This is a genomic window from Caballeronia sp. LZ019, assembly GCF_031450825.1.
Taxonomy (GTDB): domain Bacteria; phylum Pseudomonadota; class Gammaproteobacteria; order Burkholderiales; family Burkholderiaceae; genus Caballeronia.
Genome location: NZ_JARTVZ010000003.1, coordinates 570,788 through 587,172 on the forward strand (window position 1 = coordinate 570,788; position 16,385 = coordinate 587,172).

At 58.4% G+C, this 16,385-nt stretch carries 16 protein-coding genes and 1 pseudogene; 8 read left to right on the plus strand and 9 right to left on the minus strand.

The window, feature by feature from the left end:
- Positions 1–59 precede the first annotated feature (59 nt).
- The 7 genes and pseudogenes from P9255_RS11085 (at position 60) to P9255_RS11115 (ending at position 7,958) form a co-directional block, all read left to right on the plus strand.
- Positions 60–1,388, plus strand: a complete 1,329-nt coding sequence (locus P9255_RS11085) for a fatty acid--CoA ligase family protein (protein ID WP_309789487.1) — start codon at positions 60–62, stop codon at positions 1,386–1,388.
- Between the two features lie 21 nt (positions 1,389–1,409).
- Positions 1,410–1,745, plus strand: a complete 336-nt coding sequence (locus P9255_RS11090) for a hypothetical protein (protein WP_309789528.1) — start codon at positions 1,410–1,412, stop codon at positions 1,743–1,745.
- Complete coding sequence (locus P9255_RS11095) at positions 1,718–2,752, plus strand: GMC family oxidoreductase (RefSeq protein ID WP_404980311.1); 1,035 nt, start codon at positions 1,718–1,720, stop codon at positions 2,750–2,752. Before P9255_RS11090 ends, P9255_RS11095 begins: the two co-directional genes overlap by 28 nt.
- A gap of 97 nt (positions 2,753–2,849) precedes the next feature.
- Entirely contained in the window at positions 2,850–3,596 is a 747-nt protein-coding gene (locus tag P9255_RS11100; RefSeq protein ID WP_309767740.1) for a glucose 1-dehydrogenase, read from the plus strand.
- A gap of 69 nt (positions 3,597–3,665) precedes the next feature.
- On the plus strand, positions 3,666–4,895 hold the full coding sequence (locus P9255_RS11105) for an acyltransferase (protein ID WP_309767738.1): 1,230 nt from the start codon (positions 3,666–3,668) through the stop codon (positions 4,893–4,895).
- Positions 4,896–4,914: 19 nt separating this feature from the next.
- A complete protein-coding gene (locus tag P9255_RS11110; RefSeq protein WP_309767736.1) occupies positions 4,915–5,715 on the plus strand; it encodes an aldolase in 801 nt (266 codons plus the stop codon).
- An 816-nt stretch (positions 5,716–6,531) separates the two neighbouring features.
- Positions 6,532–7,958 (plus strand): annotated as a pseudogene (locus P9255_RS11115) (ISNCY family transposase).
- A gap of 294 nt (positions 7,959–8,252) precedes the next feature.
- Here P9255_RS11115 and P9255_RS11120 read toward each other — a convergent pair.
- The 9 genes from P9255_RS11120 to P9255_RS11160 all read right to left on the minus strand — a co-directional run bounded on the left by P9255_RS11120 (position 8,253) and on the right by P9255_RS11160 (position 15,473).
- Entirely contained in the window at positions 8,253–8,726 is a 474-nt protein-coding gene (locus P9255_RS11120) for a hypothetical protein (protein WP_309767734.1), read from the minus strand.
- Positions 8,726–9,949 carry a DUF6402 family protein gene (locus P9255_RS11125; protein ID WP_309767732.1) on the minus strand — a complete coding sequence of 408 codons (1,224 nt, stop codon included), beginning with the start codon at positions 9,947–9,949 and terminating at the stop codon, positions 8,726–8,728. The genes P9255_RS11120 and P9255_RS11125 overlap by 1 nt, the downstream gene beginning before the upstream one ends.
- A gap of 151 nt (positions 9,950–10,100) precedes the next feature.
- Complete coding sequence (locus tag P9255_RS11130; RefSeq protein ID WP_309789489.1) at positions 10,101–10,277, minus strand: hypothetical protein; 177 nt, start codon at positions 10,275–10,277, stop codon at positions 10,101–10,103.
- 610 nt (positions 10,278–10,887) lie between these two features.
- Entirely contained in the window at positions 10,888–11,280 is a 393-nt protein-coding gene (locus tag P9255_RS11135; RefSeq protein WP_309789490.1) for a hypothetical protein, read from the minus strand.
- A 503-nt stretch (positions 11,281–11,783) separates the two neighbouring features.
- A complete protein-coding gene (flgM, locus tag P9255_RS11140) occupies positions 11,784–12,155 on the minus strand; it encodes a flagellar biosynthesis anti-sigma factor FlgM (protein ID WP_309767727.1) in 372 nt (123 codons plus the stop codon).
- 109 nt (positions 12,156–12,264) lie between these two features.
- Entirely contained in the window at positions 12,265–12,711 is a 447-nt protein-coding gene (locus P9255_RS11145; protein WP_309767726.1) for a response regulator, read from the minus strand.
- Positions 12,712–12,855: 144 nt separating this feature from the next.
- The gene (locus P9255_RS11150; protein ID WP_309767724.1) at positions 12,856–13,023 is read right to left on the minus strand and encodes a hypothetical protein; all 168 of its coding nucleotides are present in this window, start codon (positions 13,021–13,023) and stop codon (positions 12,856–12,858) included.
- Between the two features lie 118 nt (positions 13,024–13,141).
- Positions 13,142–14,848, minus strand: coding sequence for a methyl-accepting chemotaxis protein (locus P9255_RS11155; RefSeq protein WP_309767722.1), 1,707 nt, complete (start codon positions 14,846–14,848; stop codon positions 13,142–13,144).
- Positions 14,849–15,242: 394 nt separating this feature from the next.
- Positions 15,243–15,473 carry a methyl-accepting chemotaxis protein gene (locus P9255_RS11160; protein WP_309789526.1) on the minus strand — a complete coding sequence of 77 codons (231 nt, stop codon included), beginning with the start codon at positions 15,471–15,473 and terminating at the stop codon, positions 15,243–15,245.
- A gap of 407 nt (positions 15,474–15,880) precedes the next feature.
- Between P9255_RS11160 and P9255_RS11165 the strand changes: the two genes are divergently transcribed.
- Positions 15,881–16,369, plus strand: a complete 489-nt coding sequence (locus tag P9255_RS11165; protein ID WP_309767721.1) for a chemotaxis protein CheW — start codon at positions 15,881–15,883, stop codon at positions 16,367–16,369.
- The last annotated feature ends 16 nt before the right edge of the window (positions 16,370–16,385 follow it).

The following is a 16,385-nucleotide window of genomic DNA, read 5'->3' on the forward strand; positions in this document are numbered from 1 at the left end:
CTCGTCCGCATGTGAGCCAGTGCAACTTCAGCAGCGTCAGTTGATGCACGACGGCCTCGATGCAACACGACCCTGAACTCGTAGCGCATCCCGCGCAACTGGTTGACCTGCATGGACGCGAACCAGGCATGCTCGATACGCCGCCACTACGGCTGAGGGTGGATTCAGCCATGCCCGATTGGTGGCCTGTCGCGCCGGAGGATTCGACTCTCGTCATGCTGAGCCACACGTCGGGCACGACCGGTGTGCCAAAGGCTGTACGATTCGAGCACCGTCAGTTTTTCATGGGCAAGAGGGCGCGCATCGGGCGCTTTGCTGAAAGCCGCGACGAACGCTTGCTCAGCGCACTGCCTCAATCGCATTCAGCAGCAATCAGCCATCTTGAAACTGCGACCTTGCACGGCATTCCGACTTATGTGATGGATACGCAGGATGGTCCGATCGTTGGCGAGGCAATTCGCGCGTTCGCGCCAACGGTTGTCGTGGCCTTCCCGAAGACTTACGTGCAGCTAGTGGAAGGCGGCGTTGCCGACGGAGAGTTCGCTTCGGTGCGTCGCTGGTTCAGTATGGGCGATGCCGCGCATCAGAGTCATACGCGGCAGATTCTGAAGGGCGCGCCACACTCGCGCTTCATCGACGCTTTCGGCAGTTCCGAATTGGGCATGGCGCTCTTCCGCAGCGAATCAACTACCGGCGCGCTCGCGCCGCGGCGCTCGATTGGACGGCCTGTGGAGATGGCGATGGCAAAGATTCTCCACCCCACAACCGGCCAAGAAATGGCGCCGGGCCAGGTCGGGCTGCTCGGCGTGCGCGCACCCACGATTACCTCTGGTTACTGGCTCTCGCCCGAACGGACCTCGGGATCCTGGCGCGACGGCTATTTTCTGACTGGCGACATCGCCTACTGCAAGGACGGAAATTACTTCCAGATCGACCGCGAAGTGGACGTCATCTCGTCGCCGTCGGGCCCGCTGTACACGCTTCTTCTAGAGGAAGCCATGCAGCAGGTGGACGGCGTGTGCGATGTGACGGTGGTCGGGGTCGATGACCAGGATGGGAAGCTCCCCTTGCTGTGCGCGTTGGTTCTACCCGACCAAAAGACAGATGAGAGGCCGCATTTGATCGCGAATCGTGTGCGCGCAGCATTGCACCACGAACTCGAGGCGCAGGGCGTGGCCCTGACGGATGAAGCGATCGCAGTGGCGATCCTGCGTAGCCTAGCTGTCCTTCCGCTGGGCGCGACCGGCAAGGTGCTCAAACGGCTCGTGCGGAGCGCCATTCCGCCCATGCTCCGGCGGACCTCGCACGATGTCCACGCAGATACGGGCGTGCTGCACCTCGCGTGGCCGGGGAGCGAGGCTGCTTCCGCGCACACAGACTTGCATTGACGAGATCCTTACGGAGACCAGATGAAAAACCAAGCTTTTATGTCCGAGGCTGTCGCGTCGGTTCGGCAACGGTTAGATGCGGCGAATACCCAGCAGTTGTCGAACTACACGTATGAAGGGCGCCGTTTCCTCGTCTATCCGGACGTCTTTCCGCCCACGCATTTTCAGTCGACAGGAATCTTCACGCGCCTGCTTCCATATCCGCGGGGCGGAGCGCTCCTCGAGATCGGATGCGGCGCCGGAGTCACGGCCGTCGTTGCAGCGCTGAGCGGATGCCGGCGCGTGGTCGCATCGGATATGCTGACAAGCATCCACTTACCGCAGCCTACATGGCCTCGAGCATCGCCACCGGACTGAGATCGATCTCGCTGAACGCTGGCGGGCCGCTCGACGGTGTGGGGGTCACCGAAGTTAATGCAACGCCGGAGGGTGCACGGTCTGGCCCTGCGGAGGCGTTTCTCGTGCCCGCGCTTGTGCGCCCCAACCTGAAAGTGCTGACGGGCGCCCTCGTGACGAGACTGCTGCAGCAGGGCACGACGTGCCTTGGCATCGAACTGACAGCTGGTAGTAGCGTGGCCCGCATCATGGCGACACGACGCACGCTTGTCTGTATGGGGGCGTGTGCGACGCCTCAGTTGCTCATGCTGTCGGGCTTTGGTCCAGCGGAGCAACTGGCGCCGCTGGGCATCCAGGTTCGGCAGGATATGCCAATGGTCGGCAGCGGACTGCAGGACCATGTGCTGTTGAGCGTGTTGTTCAGATCGAGACGCAACATCGCACCGCTGGTGTCAAACGGTGTATCAACGATGGCGTACTACGGCGGCTCGCAGACAGCACCACCCGATATCCAAGTGGCTGGCATGCAATATCCCTTCGGTTCCTCGACGGTGCCCGCCGGCGGTGGCTACGCGGTGATTCCTTTTCTCGCGAAGCCGCGAAGCCGAGGCCAAGTGCGGCTCGTCACCGCCGACCCGAGGGTGCCGCTTCGCATCGATCCCAACTACCTTGGTGATCGGATAGACCAGGACAACATGGTGGCGGGTTTGGACCGTGCACTGGAAATCGGCGCCGGCACGAGCATGCGCGAGTTCTACAGTTCAATTGCGACCGACATGCCGCTGCGAACGCGCGCAGACAAGCAAGCGTTCGTCGCGGCAAACGCGGCGTGCGGTTTGCATCTGGTCGGGACGTGCTCCGCGGGCAGCGATCCGCGCTCGAGTGCAGTCAACGGTCACTTCCGTGTGCGCGGCGTCGAAGGACTAAGCATCGTAGACGCCTCCGTGATACCCGAAGTCCCGGCCGTCAATGTGCACGCTTCCGTGCTGACGATCGCGCAACTCGCTGCCCAGCAGCTTACCGGGTAGGCGCGCCTCCAATCCGGGCGAATTCGCCATCACCTGCACGAGCCGCAAATCGAAGCCGACTCATAGCCGGCTCACCACATAGACAGGGAGCAGAATCATGTCTGATTTCTCGAACAAGAACGCGCTTATCACCGGCGCCTCGCGAGGCATCGGCCGCGCAACAGCCATTGCGCTAGCGCTGCGTGGCGCGAACGTATTGATCCACTACGGACGGGATGCGGAAGCGGCCCATGAGGTCGTCGCCGAGATACGGAAAACGGGGGGGCGCGCCGAGTCTTTTGCGAGTGATTTCACGAATCCCGCCAGCCCACACGCTCTCGCCGAACGAGCTTGCCGCTATTTTGACGGATCGCTGGACATCTTTGTCGCAAACGCCGGTATCGCACATTCCGCGCTGCTTCGCGACACCCGTATCGAAGACTTTGACCGGTTGATGGCCATCAACGTCCGCGCGCCTTACTTCCTTATACAACAACTCGAACCGATCATGCGGGAAGGAGGGAGCATCGTGCTCCTATCGTCGCTTGCATCACGCTCGCCGGTCGGCGACATTTCGGCTTACGCGGCGACGAAAGGCGCTGTCGACACACTGGTGAAGCACTTCGCCCATGCCTTAGCGCAACGGTCGATACGGGTAAATGGCGTCGCACCGGGCGTCGTTGATACGGACATGTCGAGTTTCGTGCGCACGGCAGAAGGACGCAAGTTCGTACTAGGTTTGCAAGGGCTCAAGCGAATTGCACAGCCCGAAGATATCGCCGACGTCGTCGTCTTTCTGACATCAGAAGGAGCCCGCTGGGTCAACGGCGACATCGTACAGGTCGACGGTGGCACAAAGCTTTAATTTCACATGCGTGCCGATGAGCGCGCAGCGATTGCTCCGATCCAGCATTCTGTTATCCAGAGGTAGCCAATGAGCGGCACCCCGCGAAACCTTGAACTCGATCGTCTGCGCGCAATTGCCGCGCTTCTGACGTTCTATGTCCACTTCCACCAGGTTTTTTACCCGTGGAGCTTCACCATGCACTACGCACGCCCAGCCAGCCTCGCAGATCTGCTCGGCAACGCATGGGCGGGTGTCGATCTCTTCTTTGTCATCTCCGGCTACATCATTTCACGCACGCTCGTGGGCGGGCTGGACTCCTTGCGGCACAGGCCAAATGCGCTCGCCGCGTATGTGAAGATGTTCTATGTGCGGCGCATTTTTCGTATCATGCCGGTCGCTTGGTGCGTCGTAGCGATCGTGATCCTGTGTGGTGCGCTTCTCAACGAAGGGCAGTATTTTGCCGACTCGACATACAACGTTCAGGCAGCACTCAGCATCTTCACTTACACGTTCAATTTTTGGTTGCCTGACAACAAAATCGCGCAGGGCGTGCCGCTCGCCCCGTTCTGGAGTTTGTCGGTCGAGGAACAGTTCTATCTGATTTTTCCGCTGTTCATGATTTCAGTCTGGACTCTACGCTGGCGCGTCGTGATCCTGGTTGGGCTGCTCGCTTTTATATCGTTCTTCCTCAGGCCGTATTCGCTCTCGGACCCGATCAAGGTGTTTTTCTACACCCAAACCCGTTGTGACGGCTTGATCTACGGATGCCTGCTGTATTTCGCATCGACACGACCTTGGTTTGCTTCCTTGCGCGTGAGCTTGGGCCGGCGCCGCCATGCTGGGTGCGCTCTCGCGCTTCTTCTGTCGTTGGTGTTGGGTTCAATTACCGCTCTTGACTTCAGCAATACGCTGTTGATTCCGGTAGTTTCTATCCTGTCTGTGTTATTGGTATTCATGGCGATCTGCGAGGCAGATCTGGTCAGCTTTCCGCGGCTGCTACAAGCGATACTGGACTGTATTGGCAAGCGTTCATACACGCTTTACCTTGTGCACCTGCCCATGTTCTATCTCACGACGGAGCTGATGTTTCGTTACGCGCGCGCCCGGCAAATCCCGATCGCGCAGAATCTCTGGCTCGAGTACACGCTACTGATGCTGGCGTTGGTCATCGTGGTGACAGAGTGCCTGCATCGATTCGTCGAAGTGCCGATGATTGCGCGCGGAAAACGGCTTTCCGCTTCGATTATGCAGCGCGAAGTGTCGAATGCGATTCACTCTTCGTCAAACCCAGAAGCGGCCTACAATCGAGGCAAATAGCGATGAAAGGAGACCTAACATGCAAACGCTGACTGCTGCCAAGCACGAGATCATAGAACGCAACATCCGCCTGATGGACGCATCATTTCCTGAAGAAACGTGGACGCTAGAACAAAAGGTCGCTCTGACGTGCCGGGTGCTTTTTTCTCACGGTCACGATTCCGGTCTGGCCGGACAGATCACAGCGCGCACAGCTGAACCGGACCGCTATATCACCCAGCGGATGGGGCTTGGTTTCGATGAGATCACTTGCAACAATCTGCTCGTGGTCGATGGGGACTTGAACGTCATTTCCGGAACCGGAATGGTAAATCCGGCGAACCGATTCCATTCCTGGATTTACCGACTACGCCCGGATGTGCACTGCATTGTGCATACGCACCCGATTCATGTGTCGGCGCTTTGCCTGCTGGAGCGCCCGTTGAGAATCGCGCATATGGATAGCTGTATGCTCTACGACGAAGTCGCTTTCCTGAAGCAGTGGCCGGGGTTGCCGGTCGGAAACGAGGAGGGCGAACTAATCGCCGCGACATTAGGACGACGGCGCGCCGCTATGCTTGCACACCATGGGTTAGTCGTGGCCGCGAGCACGGTTGAGGAGGCGTGCGTAATGGCGGTTCAGATTGAGCGGACGGCACGAATGCAGTTATTAGCCGAAGCGGCAGGAGTGGTTCAAGATGTCGATCCGAAGCTAGCGAAGGAGGCGCGCGACTGGATCCTTCAGCCGTCGCGCAGCCGTGCCACCTTTGGCTATCTAGCGCGGCGAGTTTTGCGGGAGCTGGAGACCCATCCCGTCCGCACGAGTGGTGAATCGATATAGCGGTTTTGCATTCGTGTTCGGCAGGCACATGCCTGCCGAATAGCTAGCTGACTGATTCCAACGCGTTGGATGATCGCAAAGCTTACAGACCGGATTCGCCGCTTTGTATCGTGCTCGCGAGTTGCGCAACGCGTTCATTTGACAACACGCACGTCTCGTCGTTTTGCAGTCCGCTTGTATCGTCTATAGCACTCGCGCTGCTGGCGGTACCTTCGCCGTCGCCGCCGCATGCTGAAAGGACCAGAGCAGCAACCGCAGTAATTAGCATCCTGCCCGGTCCACGACGAATGATGGCCATATACGATTTATTCCACATACGGATCTCCTGAAAGTCTGCATTTTGGAGCGGATATGCATGAGGTAATAGAGCGAAAACTCCGAATCTCATTCGAAGTGACGGCCGCTCTTTGCGTGAGGCGCGCGAAATGTCGTTCGGCGAGCGACGAAGTGTGTGCAAGAGGTGCAGGCGAACCGACGCGATAAAGCGCGCGGATAGTGCTAAGGGTGGACGAATAGAACTACTATGCACTTCTGCAACTTCTTTGCAGCCAATTTCTTGCTCGGAGGGAATTGATAACGATGCGTACCGTAAGGCCAAAGGTCGCGTTCGCCGATTTTCTCTGAACGCTGGACCATGGCGCACGGAAAGTAATCCCCGTGCATTTAGGATTTACCGCATCGTAGTTTACATAATGCAATTTAGCGTCGGTTTGGTTTGTCACGCCTTTTTAGTAATGTCCGATTTGGGCTCATTAGAAATGTCCGATTTCCGCCCTTGGGCGCATGCTGGCTCGATGCGTCATCGAGGGCTCAATCATGGACAGGCGTGGACTGATCACGGCAAGCATGCGCGAACTGGAGCGAATCAAAGTCATCGAGGCGGTCGTCAACGGTCGACTGGCTTGTTACCAGGCGGCCGAGCGGCTGAACTTGTGTGTGCGGCAGATCAGCCGCTTGTGTCGGCGCTATGAGGCGTGTGGTCCGGCGGGTTTGATCTCGGGCAAGCGCGGCAAGACGAGCAATCGAGAACTGCCGATCGAACTGCATGCGCGGGCCGTGGCGCTGATCCGCGAGCGCTACGCCGATTTCGGTCCGACGCTGGCGTGCGAGAAACTCGCGCAATGCCACGGCATCGAACTGGGCAAGGAAACGGTGCGGCGCTGGATGCGCGAGGCCGGCCTATGGATTCCGCGCCGGCAACGCCCGCCCAAGACCTACCAGCCGCGTGCACGACGTGCGTGCCTGGGGGAATTGATCCAGATCGACGGCTGCGAGCACCGCTGGTTCGAGGAGCGCGCGCCGCAATGCACGCTGCTGGTGTATGTGGACGATGCGACGAGCCGCCTGATGCACCTGCACTTCACGGCGAGCGAGTCTACTTTCAGCTACTTCGAGGCCACGCGCGCGTACATCGAGCAGCACGGCAAGCCAGGCGCGTTCTACAGCGATCGCGCCAGCGTGTTTCGCATTACACGAGCGAACCGGACTGGCGACAGCACGACGCAGTTCGGCCGGGCGATGTACGAGCTCAACATCGACACCTTCTGCGCCAATTCGAGTTCGGCCAAGGGCCGCGTGGAGCGCGCGCACCTGACCTTGCAGGACCGGCTGGTGAAGGAGTTGCGCCTGCGCGGCATCAGCACGGTGGCGCAAGCCAACGCCTACGCGCCCTGCTTCATGGCCGACTACAACGCGCGCTTTGCCAAGCCGCCGAGAAGCGCCTTCGACGCGCATCGGCCGCTGCGCGCCGATGAGAGTCTGGAGCGAGCGCTGACGTGGCGCGAAGCGCGGCGCGTCACCAAGGCGCTCACGGTGCAGTATGACCGGGTGTTGTATCTGCTCGAGGACACCGACGAGAATCGCGCGCTGATTCACCGCACATCGAGGTCTGGGAACACCCGGACGGACGCATGGAACTGCGCGCCGGCGAGCGTGTGCTAGCGGCTCGGCAGTACGACCGGCTCACGGAAGTCGATCAGGGTGCCATCGTTGAATGCAAGCGTCTCGCGCATGTGCTCGAGTTGGCGCAGGCGGTGCAGACGCAGCGCGATAACCGCAGCATCGGCACGGCGCCCTCACGCGCCCATCGAGGCGCGCAGGTGCGCACGTCACAACGCGCGCCGGGCACGAAGAAACAGCGTGAACTCACGCGACAGGACCTGGAGGCGACCCTGCTCGCGCTGCAGAAGCAAAAACGCAGCGCGCCGTCGATCAAAAGCGAGTCAACGGTCGGTAACCGGTAGCGCGCCATGCTTGCGCGCCCTGCCCGTTCAGATGCCTTGCTTCAACGCTGCCTTGCGATTGCTCGCATATCTCAATCGGACATCTCTAATGAGCCAGACATCGGACATTTGTATTTGGCCGTGACATGGTTGTAGGTCCCAAGTTCAAATGTCGTGTTTCTGCTAAGTGGAGATGTCGCATTTGCCGTAGGTTCGTGGCCAGACAAGCGTTTCTGGAGCGCGGACCATGAACACCACTGGGACCATTACGCATGTCGATGCGCGATCATATGTGGCGCCTAACTCGCCCGCCGCCTACGGAAGATAAGCCAGCAGTCGATCCTTTAGCGTTGGTGGTAATTTGATGGTGCCCATGACGTCAGGATCTTGATCGTCGAACAACACGCGGTTAGCCTCCCACCACACAGGCACCGGTTCGCTTGAGCGTGGAAACGTTCGCTCGGCCAGCAGCGTCGATTCATCTGCCGACCACAGTCGTAAAACTTTTGCGTCGCCGGCAGAACAGACTCGCACAACATATCGTCCATCGGGTGCGGTCGATTTCTTGCATTGTTCTTCCGCTATCCCCGCGCGCCATCGTGCCATCTGAAAGTAGTGAACGCTTGCATAAGTTATTACCAGCCCGATAATCGTGAGCGCACTCCTTTTCAGCACGATGCGGAACCCGCGTTTGGCTGAATAGTATGCGACTGCCGCAACGATGGTGGCCGAGACTAGAATCAAGGATGCGAGTGCCGCCCCTTCCGCTGTTTCGCCTATCCCTGGCATCAGAAATTGACCTTGATTGGTGGGTTGAGTTTGACTGTCTGGTAGTCGCTGAAAATTACAAAGTCGCCGCCTCGTTTATGCGCTCGTTGCCATTCGCGATAAGAGGAATTGTAAACGGGATAATAGACGTTTCCACGCTTGCGGGGATCGCCCACTGTCACTGCTGGAAAGTCTGCCGGAAACTCATCCATTGCCTGGAACTCGCCGACCTGCGGTAGATGCCAGCTCACCATGCTCATGCCAACGTTGTATGGCACCACAGTCATGCCATTTGCACTCCAGTGTCCAAGATATTGAGGGTCCTTTTTCGGACGGTCGGTAAACGTATAGTTATCTTTGACGTAGACGATAATCTCATGCACCAATGCGTAGGAGGCATCCCGATAGAAGAAGACGCGTCCGGGCGCTGCATAAAAATTAAAAGAGCCTAGCGCGGCTGTCAGGTCATCTGGCAGTCCCCTCGCCGCATACTCACGATGCGCAAACTGCCTGAGCTTTTGACTCATCGATCCTTCTACCTGTGAATACTGAAATTGGAACGATTTGTGTAAAACCGGCAGGCTGTGATGGCTAAGATCAATCATGCCGACGTCGATGTCTACCCCCTTGCTGGGCCTAAAAGGCATCAGCTTGGCGCGGAGCGCGTCCATCGCCCTCACGCTGGTCAACGTATCTCGTGTGATTAAGTGCTGATACGCTTCCACTGCCCGTGAATACTTGAAAACCCATTCCAGTTTGATGATCGACAGTTCATACATCGATGGAGGATACGGTTTTCCCTCTTGGTTAATCAGATCCTCTTCGTCATCCTCGGTCGGCGAATAATTGAGTGCCCCCGCGAACCACCTATCCATGAGTTTCGCTGCTGTCGGCATCTCCAAGCGACGCATGACGCCTGGGATCTCTTGCAGATCGAACGGCGGAACCTTGATTTCCTCGACCTTCGGTTTCGGAGGGGCGGGCGGGCGCTCCTTCGGCGGTGCATGGAAGAAGTCGTAGACCTTCTGAAGACCGTCGATAAAGGCGATAGCCCGATCGGTCTTTTCGGCAGGTGGCGGTGGTGGAGGTGGTGGCTGTGGTGGCTCGACGTGGAACTTGCACTCGGGCGGTTCTCGCCGGTATGAAACCTTTAGATCCGAGACGACTTTGCAACCGTCGCGGCGCTGCCATCGTCGCAAAGTGTCAGAGCTGTAATAGGGAATGGCAACGTCGGAAATCTGCATGGCGTCTCAGAGGTATTCTTATTGCAGATACCATATCAAACACACCCTGCTAATCAACCTTGCCGGACTGTCATTTTCTTACGTCGGGTCACTGGGATCATCGTCGGCATCTAGCCATATCATCGAGATCATGGGTATGCGATCAGTCCGACTAGGGAATGGCGGCGGGCGCGGGCAACGGTGTTACCTTCAACATCGGCTTCAGTTTCGAACTGTGCAGCGCCAGCACCGAAAACGCTGTCGTGCCTACTCGGAAAGTCGTGTCGTCCGTTAGTTCGTAGCCAAACTTATCAAGCGGCCAATGCACGGAGAGTGCATCGGCCAGCATGGGCGCTAACACCGCATTCGGCAGCGTTCCTACTACGAGCTGCTAGACCTGCTCGTCGAAAGAAATCACGATCGATTTCTGCATCAATATCCTCTGCATCGGTGGGGTTCGACCTTGAGTTGGCGCAAGCGCTGCAGGCGGAACGCGACAACCGGTGCACGTCGGCTACACCCTCGCGCACGCACCGGGCCGTCGGGTGCGCTCGCCTAGGCGTTTGCTGGGCAGCAAGAAGCAGCGCGAGTTCATGCGCGACAATGTGAATCGAATGTGATGCGAATCGCGCAGGAACACGTCATAGCGCGACGCGCAAAGCAAACTCGGCCATCGGTCTGGTAAGGTTCGCGGACACCGCACCCGCGCCCTGCCCGTCCAAGGCCTTACCGTCCCCGTGAACAGACGCGCTCTTTCAAGGAACGCCCAACGCCCAAGGCTCGGCAGCAGATCCCTGCGAAGCCATGATCTTGCATCAACGCAATCGCGCCAAAGCGAGCCGACTTACTCCTCCGCAGCACTAAACCGTGAGCAACTTCGCCCTTACCCCTTCAATGCAGCGCAGCAGAGGCGTCACCAGCCGCAACGCCCCCACGCGATGGCTCGCACCGAGACAGTCTTAGTTGAAGATGCCGGTTTTATGTGACACGACCGATTCACTCATCGAATAGCGTTTCACAACGTTATCCGGAGAGAACAGCACAACCAGCTCCTTTTTCTTGCCGCTCGCGCTCGAGCCTAGCAAATTGACCACGGGGATATAGCTGACTGCGTCAGCGTGGACCTTGGTCAGTTCGTAACGCCAGATCTCCAGCCCGCCGTCGGTGAACTCCGTCTTCAGCGGCGAGCCGAACATGCCGCGAATCTCGTCCTTCGTCGTCTTGCCATCGACGATCTTCGTGGACACGGTAGCCTCGGTTTCCGAGCGCAGCGAATCGTTACCCGTACCGGCGCAGCCCGCGAGTGCAAGAATGCACGCTGCGATAGCGGCGGCCATAGCGAATTTCTTCATAAACCCCTCTTGACGTTTTTATTGCGCGACGAATAACCAATCGCTGGTGTCGCCGCTCCGGTTTATCGGCCAGACAACGCAAAAACTTGAGGCGTGGTGCGCTCGACACCGTGAGCTAGTCGCTCGTCTATGTCACGAGGCGGGCAGTTTTTGTTCGGCTGCTTCGAATCCAGTGTTCATGCCTCAACTATCGAAGTTTCAGCATACTCGCCGGGGCATCAACGCAACCGGGACGATGGTCGCCGACGCTATGTCTGCGTCGATGGCAGCCCGGGTTGCGTTTGTTGTCGAAACCCGATGCGTGGTTGAGCGGACCGCAACGACGATGCATTTGCATCGGAGTACGGACGATTGCTTGCTTAGCAAGCGGAAAAAAATCGTGCTGTCTCGCGTGTCATCGATCAAGCAGGACTCTCTCATCGACGACAAACATGTCTGACACGCAAAGGCCAATGCCTTCCTGTCCCGAGTCGGTTCAGTCCGACAGACGGGGACGCGCTCCTTCAGCCCCGCGGTGCCTTTTGCATGAGCTCGCGCGCCGCGCCAAGCATCCCGTCGGCGATGTTGCCCGAATCGATACGGTAGCTACCGTCACGCAGGGCGGCTTTGATCGCTGACACCTTGTCCATATCGATATCCGTCGCACTCGAGGGGCGCAAAGTGGAGATTGAAGCAAGCGTCACTGCGGAGTTAGGCGCGCGAACGGCGTCAGCTTGCTGTGCGGTGCCGGCGGCGTAGTTTGCACCGCTGCTTGTTGCACGTCGAACAGTAAGTTCACGCGATGTATCTGCGATGTTGGTCGTCTGGATCTTCATGATGTCGTTTCTCACTGGCAATGTTTCTTCTAACGGTGCCTGCGTTGAAATCTTTACCATGCGAGCGACCACGCGGCAGCTCGAACGCGCCAGCAGTCGCCCGAGCGCCTTTACTGACGCGGCCCTCGGGCGTTTGCAACAAATTGAAACAAAGTGTGACCAATGGCCGTTACATCGTCCGTTCGAAGAGAGCCCCGAATGGTGACACGCCTTGACCCGTTGGGGCGTCGCTCGCGGATAGCGGTGCGATCTGAGCCAGCTTGTCTGCGAGCGCGGCCTCGGAGAACGGCTTGACGATATAGCCGCTAGCACCGGCGTGAATTGCCGCGAGCACATTCTCACGCCTCTTCTCAGCGGTCACCATCAAGACCGGCAGTTCTGCGAAATCCTCGGACTTGCGGATTTCCTGCAGGAGAGACAGCCCGTCCATATTGGGCATGTTCCAATCAGTTATGACCATATCGACTTTCTGTGCGCGCAATTTCTCGAGCGCTGCGAGGCCATCTTCTGCTTCGTCGATGGTCGTATAACCGATCGCCCTCAGCATTTTCCGGATCAGACTGCGCATGGTGGCCATGTCATCGACCACCAACAAACGGGTATTGGCATTTACCATCGGTGAATTCTTCCTTCTTTCTTCTCTGCAAAAAGCGAACCTCAAGTAGCGCCATTGGCGCTCCGGCGTTGCGACGCACGACCACATGCACCGAGAGGCGTTGCCGTCGTTGTCGGCACACGCAAGTTCCGCCAGGGTTCACTGTCAGGCCCGGCCAACCGGCGACAGAAAGTATTGCGCGACCACCCACTGCAGCGGCCGCTCGTCGAGACGGCGCTCCTCAGCAAACCGCAAGATTGCGTCGAGCTGCTCCCCGCTGCAGCGAAACACCTCACGGCGCATCGATGGAGTCTTTTCGTTGTGCGTCTTCATCTGTTTTCTATCTTGCTGTCTTTTTCGCGTAGCTGCGATCCGGTGACCGAGCGGCTGTACCGACATCACAGCTACGAAGACAAGCGTGTCGTTACGCGCCGTTGCGTCCCATCCGCGTTTAGAACGTTGACCAGTCGCCGCTGTCCGCAGACACCAGTTCTGCCGCTACGATCGGCTTGACCGCCTTCGATGGCATTGGTGCCGACCGTCGAGCTGCCTGTGGACGGGTGGTTGCTGCCGGCATGACCGGCTGTCTTTCGATGATGTGGTTGTTATCCTTGACCTTGAAAACCGAGACGACATCGCGCAGCTCACTCGATTGCTGCGCCATCGACTGCGCAGCGGCACTGGCCTGTTCAACGAGCGCGGCGTTCTGCTGCGTGACCTCGTCCATCTGCGAGACCGCGACATTGACCTGTTCGATGCCGGCGTGCTGCTGGGTCGAAGCTGTCGAGATGGCGCCCATCAAGTCCGCGACACGCTTGACCGAACTCACTACCTCGGTCATTGTCAGTCCGGCCTCTTCCACTAATTGCGAACCAACGTTCACCTTGTCAACGGATGCGCCGATAAGGTCCTTGATCTCCTTTGCGGCCGTCGCGCTTCGCTGAGCGAGCGTGCGCACTTCACCGGCCACAACGGCAAAGCCCCTGCCGTCCTCCCCTGCCCGAGCCGCTTCGACGGCTGCGTTGAGGGCCAGGATATTCGTTTGGAAGGCAATGCCTTCGATCACCGCGATGATCTCTGCAACCTTCGCGGAGCTTGTGCTGATGTCCCTCATCGTTTCGACGACACGGCTGACAACCACACCACCACGTTCGGCCACCTCCGAAGCGTTTGCGGCCAGCTCGTTGCCTTGCATAGCGTTCTCACTGTTCTGCTTCACCGCCGAAGTGAGTTCTTCCATGCTTGCCGCCGTCTCTTGCAGCGAAGCCGCTTGCTCCTCGGTTCGTTGGCTCAGATCGGTGTTGCCTGCGGCGATCTGAGCAGAAGCGGTCGCGATGCTCTGACTGCCGGCGCGCACCTTGCCGACCAGGTCGGACAGACGCTGGTTCATGTGGTGCAGTGCTCGCAAGAGCTGGCCGGTCTCGTCTTTCGCGTCGTCGGTAATAGCGGATGTCAGATCGCCTTGCGCAACCGTCTCTGCGAACGCCACCGAGCGGCGAATCGGCGCGACGATGGAACGGGTGATCAGAACGGCAACGACGACGCTTGCAAGCAATGCAGCCGCGATCATGACCGCCGTTACGAGTACTGTCGTACGGTAGTTGTCGGACGCGGCCTCTGCCGCGTCGTTGGCTCCCTTTCGATTGATCGCCACGTCTTTGTCGATCAACTCCATTACCGGAGCCAGAAGAAGCGAAGAGTCGTTCCCGGCGAGCTTGCGCGCCTCGTCGAAGTGGCTATCGCCCTGCTGCATCAGCGCGGCAATCTTCTCGTCTTCCTTCAGGTAGACAGACAGGGCCGCCTTCATATCGGAGAAGATTTGCCTTTCCTCGGGCGAAGACAACATGGACTCATATCGCGACATTGCGCCGTTAAGCGCTTGCAATGAGTCAGTGTGCTTCTGAAGCTGCCTCGCTTTCTCTTGTGCATCCGTAGTCACCACGGTGACCAGCGTCGCTCGTCTCACCGCGTTCGCCGACGCGCGAATATCGCTAAGCGTTTGGACGCTGGGTAGCCAATTCTTCGCAATGTCTTCTGTGCCTCGGTATACCCGCGAAACCTGGAACATGGCGGTGCCGCCAATTAGGCACAAAGACAAGAGGGCGATTCCAAAGCCGATCGCGAGCTTGACTGCGATGCGAATGTTTCTGAACTGCATATGCTTTCCATGAGTAGGTCAATTGCCCGTCATATAACGGTCGTTTGCCAATGACCTTGAATAAGGGTGCTAACGAAAACTCGGCGAGCGTAGGCCGCAAATGACTCGACTCGCATCTACCTGTGGCTGGCACCGCTTAGCAGTTTGGGGGACTCAGTGATCGACGCGTGCATCGAAGTATCTGGCGATGAGCTCAGCCGGATGGACCTCGTCCATGGTCACAACAACGCTCGTATCGCACTGCTGCCCGCAGCTTTGAAGATATTTCCGAGGCGCCATTGTGCGTCGAAGGCACAAAAAAGTGCCCGCTCGATGGCGGGCTAACTGTCTTGACAGACGCCGACTTTCATCCGGCTGCCCTCGATATCGGCAGTAGCGCCAAGACCTTTAGGCGCTACTGACAACGACTCCGTCCTCGGTATTCCTGGCCGCAAAGATCTCGCTCATGATGTCGTGTGCCGGTCGTAACCTTTTCGCCCGAGGTCTCGATTGAGAAAGCGTGAGACTTCCGTGGGCGCACAACAGCGATGTCCCTGCCCTGCTCGTCAGCGCGTGCCGCTTCGACGCCCGCGTTGATACCCAGGATGTTCGTTTGGAAGGAGATGCCCTGGATGACGGCAATGATCTCCGCGACCCGCGTTGAGCTCTCTGAATACCGGAAATGGTCGAGACCACTTGATTAAAGAGCTCCACTTAGCGCGGTTTCTGGCTAAAAAATAGGCGACGCCTTGAACCTTCATTTCGTCCGTTTCAGCGCGTTGCCGCACGAGCGAGTTCGCACGCCGTTTCGCGGGCTTGCTGCCTTGTCCCGCAAGGCGATGCAGCACAGTTATCGACCATTAAGAATCGGCTCTTCAAGAAGCTAAAAGAACTAACTGATCGACCGGTCGTTTTTTTGCGGCGGACCTTGGCAAGGCGGAAAACACGGAACGTCGCTGTTCAGTTTTTTTCCAGCGTGCCGTTGTCCGGCAGGTAGAAGCGTTCGTCGTGATGGACGGCGCTCAAGCAGAATTTCGGACAGCACTTGCAGACATGAATAGCGATCAAAGACACGGCGCGCCCGAAGCGGGCGGCAAAGAATTCCTCATCTTCAACCTGGGCGAAGAACAGTACGGGATCGATATCCTGAAGGTTCAGGAAATTCGCGGCTATGACGCGGTGACGCGCGTGGCCAACGCGCCCGTGTTCATCAAGGGCGTCATCAACCTGCGCGGCGTAATCGTGCCGATTGCCGATATGCGCCTCAAGTTCGAGTTGGCGCGCGCCGCCTACGACGACCAGACGGTTGTCGTTGTGCTCAACGTGGCGGGGCGAGTGGTCGGCATCGTCGTGGACGGCGTATCGGACGTGCAGACGCTTACGCCTGATCAGATCCGGCCTGCGCCGGGCTTCAACTCCACGATGAGCACCGACTACATCACCGGCATCGGGACCGTCGACGACCATATGTTGATCCTGATGGACATCGAGAAGCTCATCACGAGCGAGGAAATGGCGCTGATGCAAAGCGCCACCGCCTGAACACGCCAACGAACCC

Coding starts and splice junctions, on each gene's coding strand:
- P9255_RS11085 (WP_309789487.1), top strand. CDS start 60: ATGCAACACGACCCTGAACTCGTAGCGCATCCCGCGCAACTGGTTGAC.
- P9255_RS11090 (WP_309789528.1), top strand. CDS start 1,410: ATGAAAAACCAAGCTTTTATGTCCGAGGCTGTCGCGTCGGTTCGGCAA.
- P9255_RS11095 (WP_404980311.1), top strand. CDS start 1,718: ATGGCCTCGAGCATCGCCACCGGACTGAGATCGATCTCGCTGAACGCT.
- P9255_RS11100 (WP_309767740.1), top strand. CDS start 2,850: ATGTCTGATTTCTCGAACAAGAACGCGCTTATCACCGGCGCCTCGCGA.
- P9255_RS11105 (WP_309767738.1), top strand. CDS start 3,666: ATGAGCGGCACCCCGCGAAACCTTGAACTCGATCGTCTGCGCGCAATT.
- P9255_RS11110 (WP_309767736.1), top strand. CDS start 4,915: ATGCAAACGCTGACTGCTGCCAAGCACGAGATCATAGAACGCAACATC.
- P9255_RS11120 (WP_309767734.1), bottom strand. CDS start 8,726: ATGCCAGGGATAGGCGAAACAGCGGAAGGGGCGGCACTCGCATCCTTG.
- P9255_RS11125 (WP_309767732.1), bottom strand. CDS start 9,949: ATGCAGATTTCCGACGTTGCCATTCCCTATTACAGCTCTGACACTTTG.
- P9255_RS11130 (WP_309789489.1), bottom strand. CDS start 10,277: ATGCTGGCCGATGCACTCTCCGTGCATTGGCCGCTTGATAAGTTTGGC.
- P9255_RS11135 (WP_309789490.1), bottom strand. CDS start 11,280: ATGAAGAAATTCGCTATGGCCGCCGCTATCGCAGCGTGCATTCTTGCA.
- flgM (WP_309767727.1), bottom strand. CDS start 12,155: ATGGTAAAGATTTCAACGCAGGCACCGTTAGAAGAAACATTGCCAGTG.
- P9255_RS11145 (WP_309767726.1), bottom strand. CDS start 12,711: ATGGTAAATGCCAATACCCGTTTGTTGGTGGTCGATGACATGGCCACC.
- P9255_RS11150 (WP_309767724.1), bottom strand. CDS start 13,023: ATGAAGACGCACAACGAAAAGACTCCATCGATGCGCCGTGAGGTGTTT.
- P9255_RS11155 (WP_309767722.1), bottom strand. CDS start 14,848: ATGCAGTTCAGAAACATTCGCATCGCAGTCAAGCTCGCGATCGGCTTT.
- P9255_RS11165 (WP_309767721.1), top strand. CDS start 15,881: ATGAATAGCGATCAAAGACACGGCGCGCCCGAAGCGGGCGGCAAAGAA.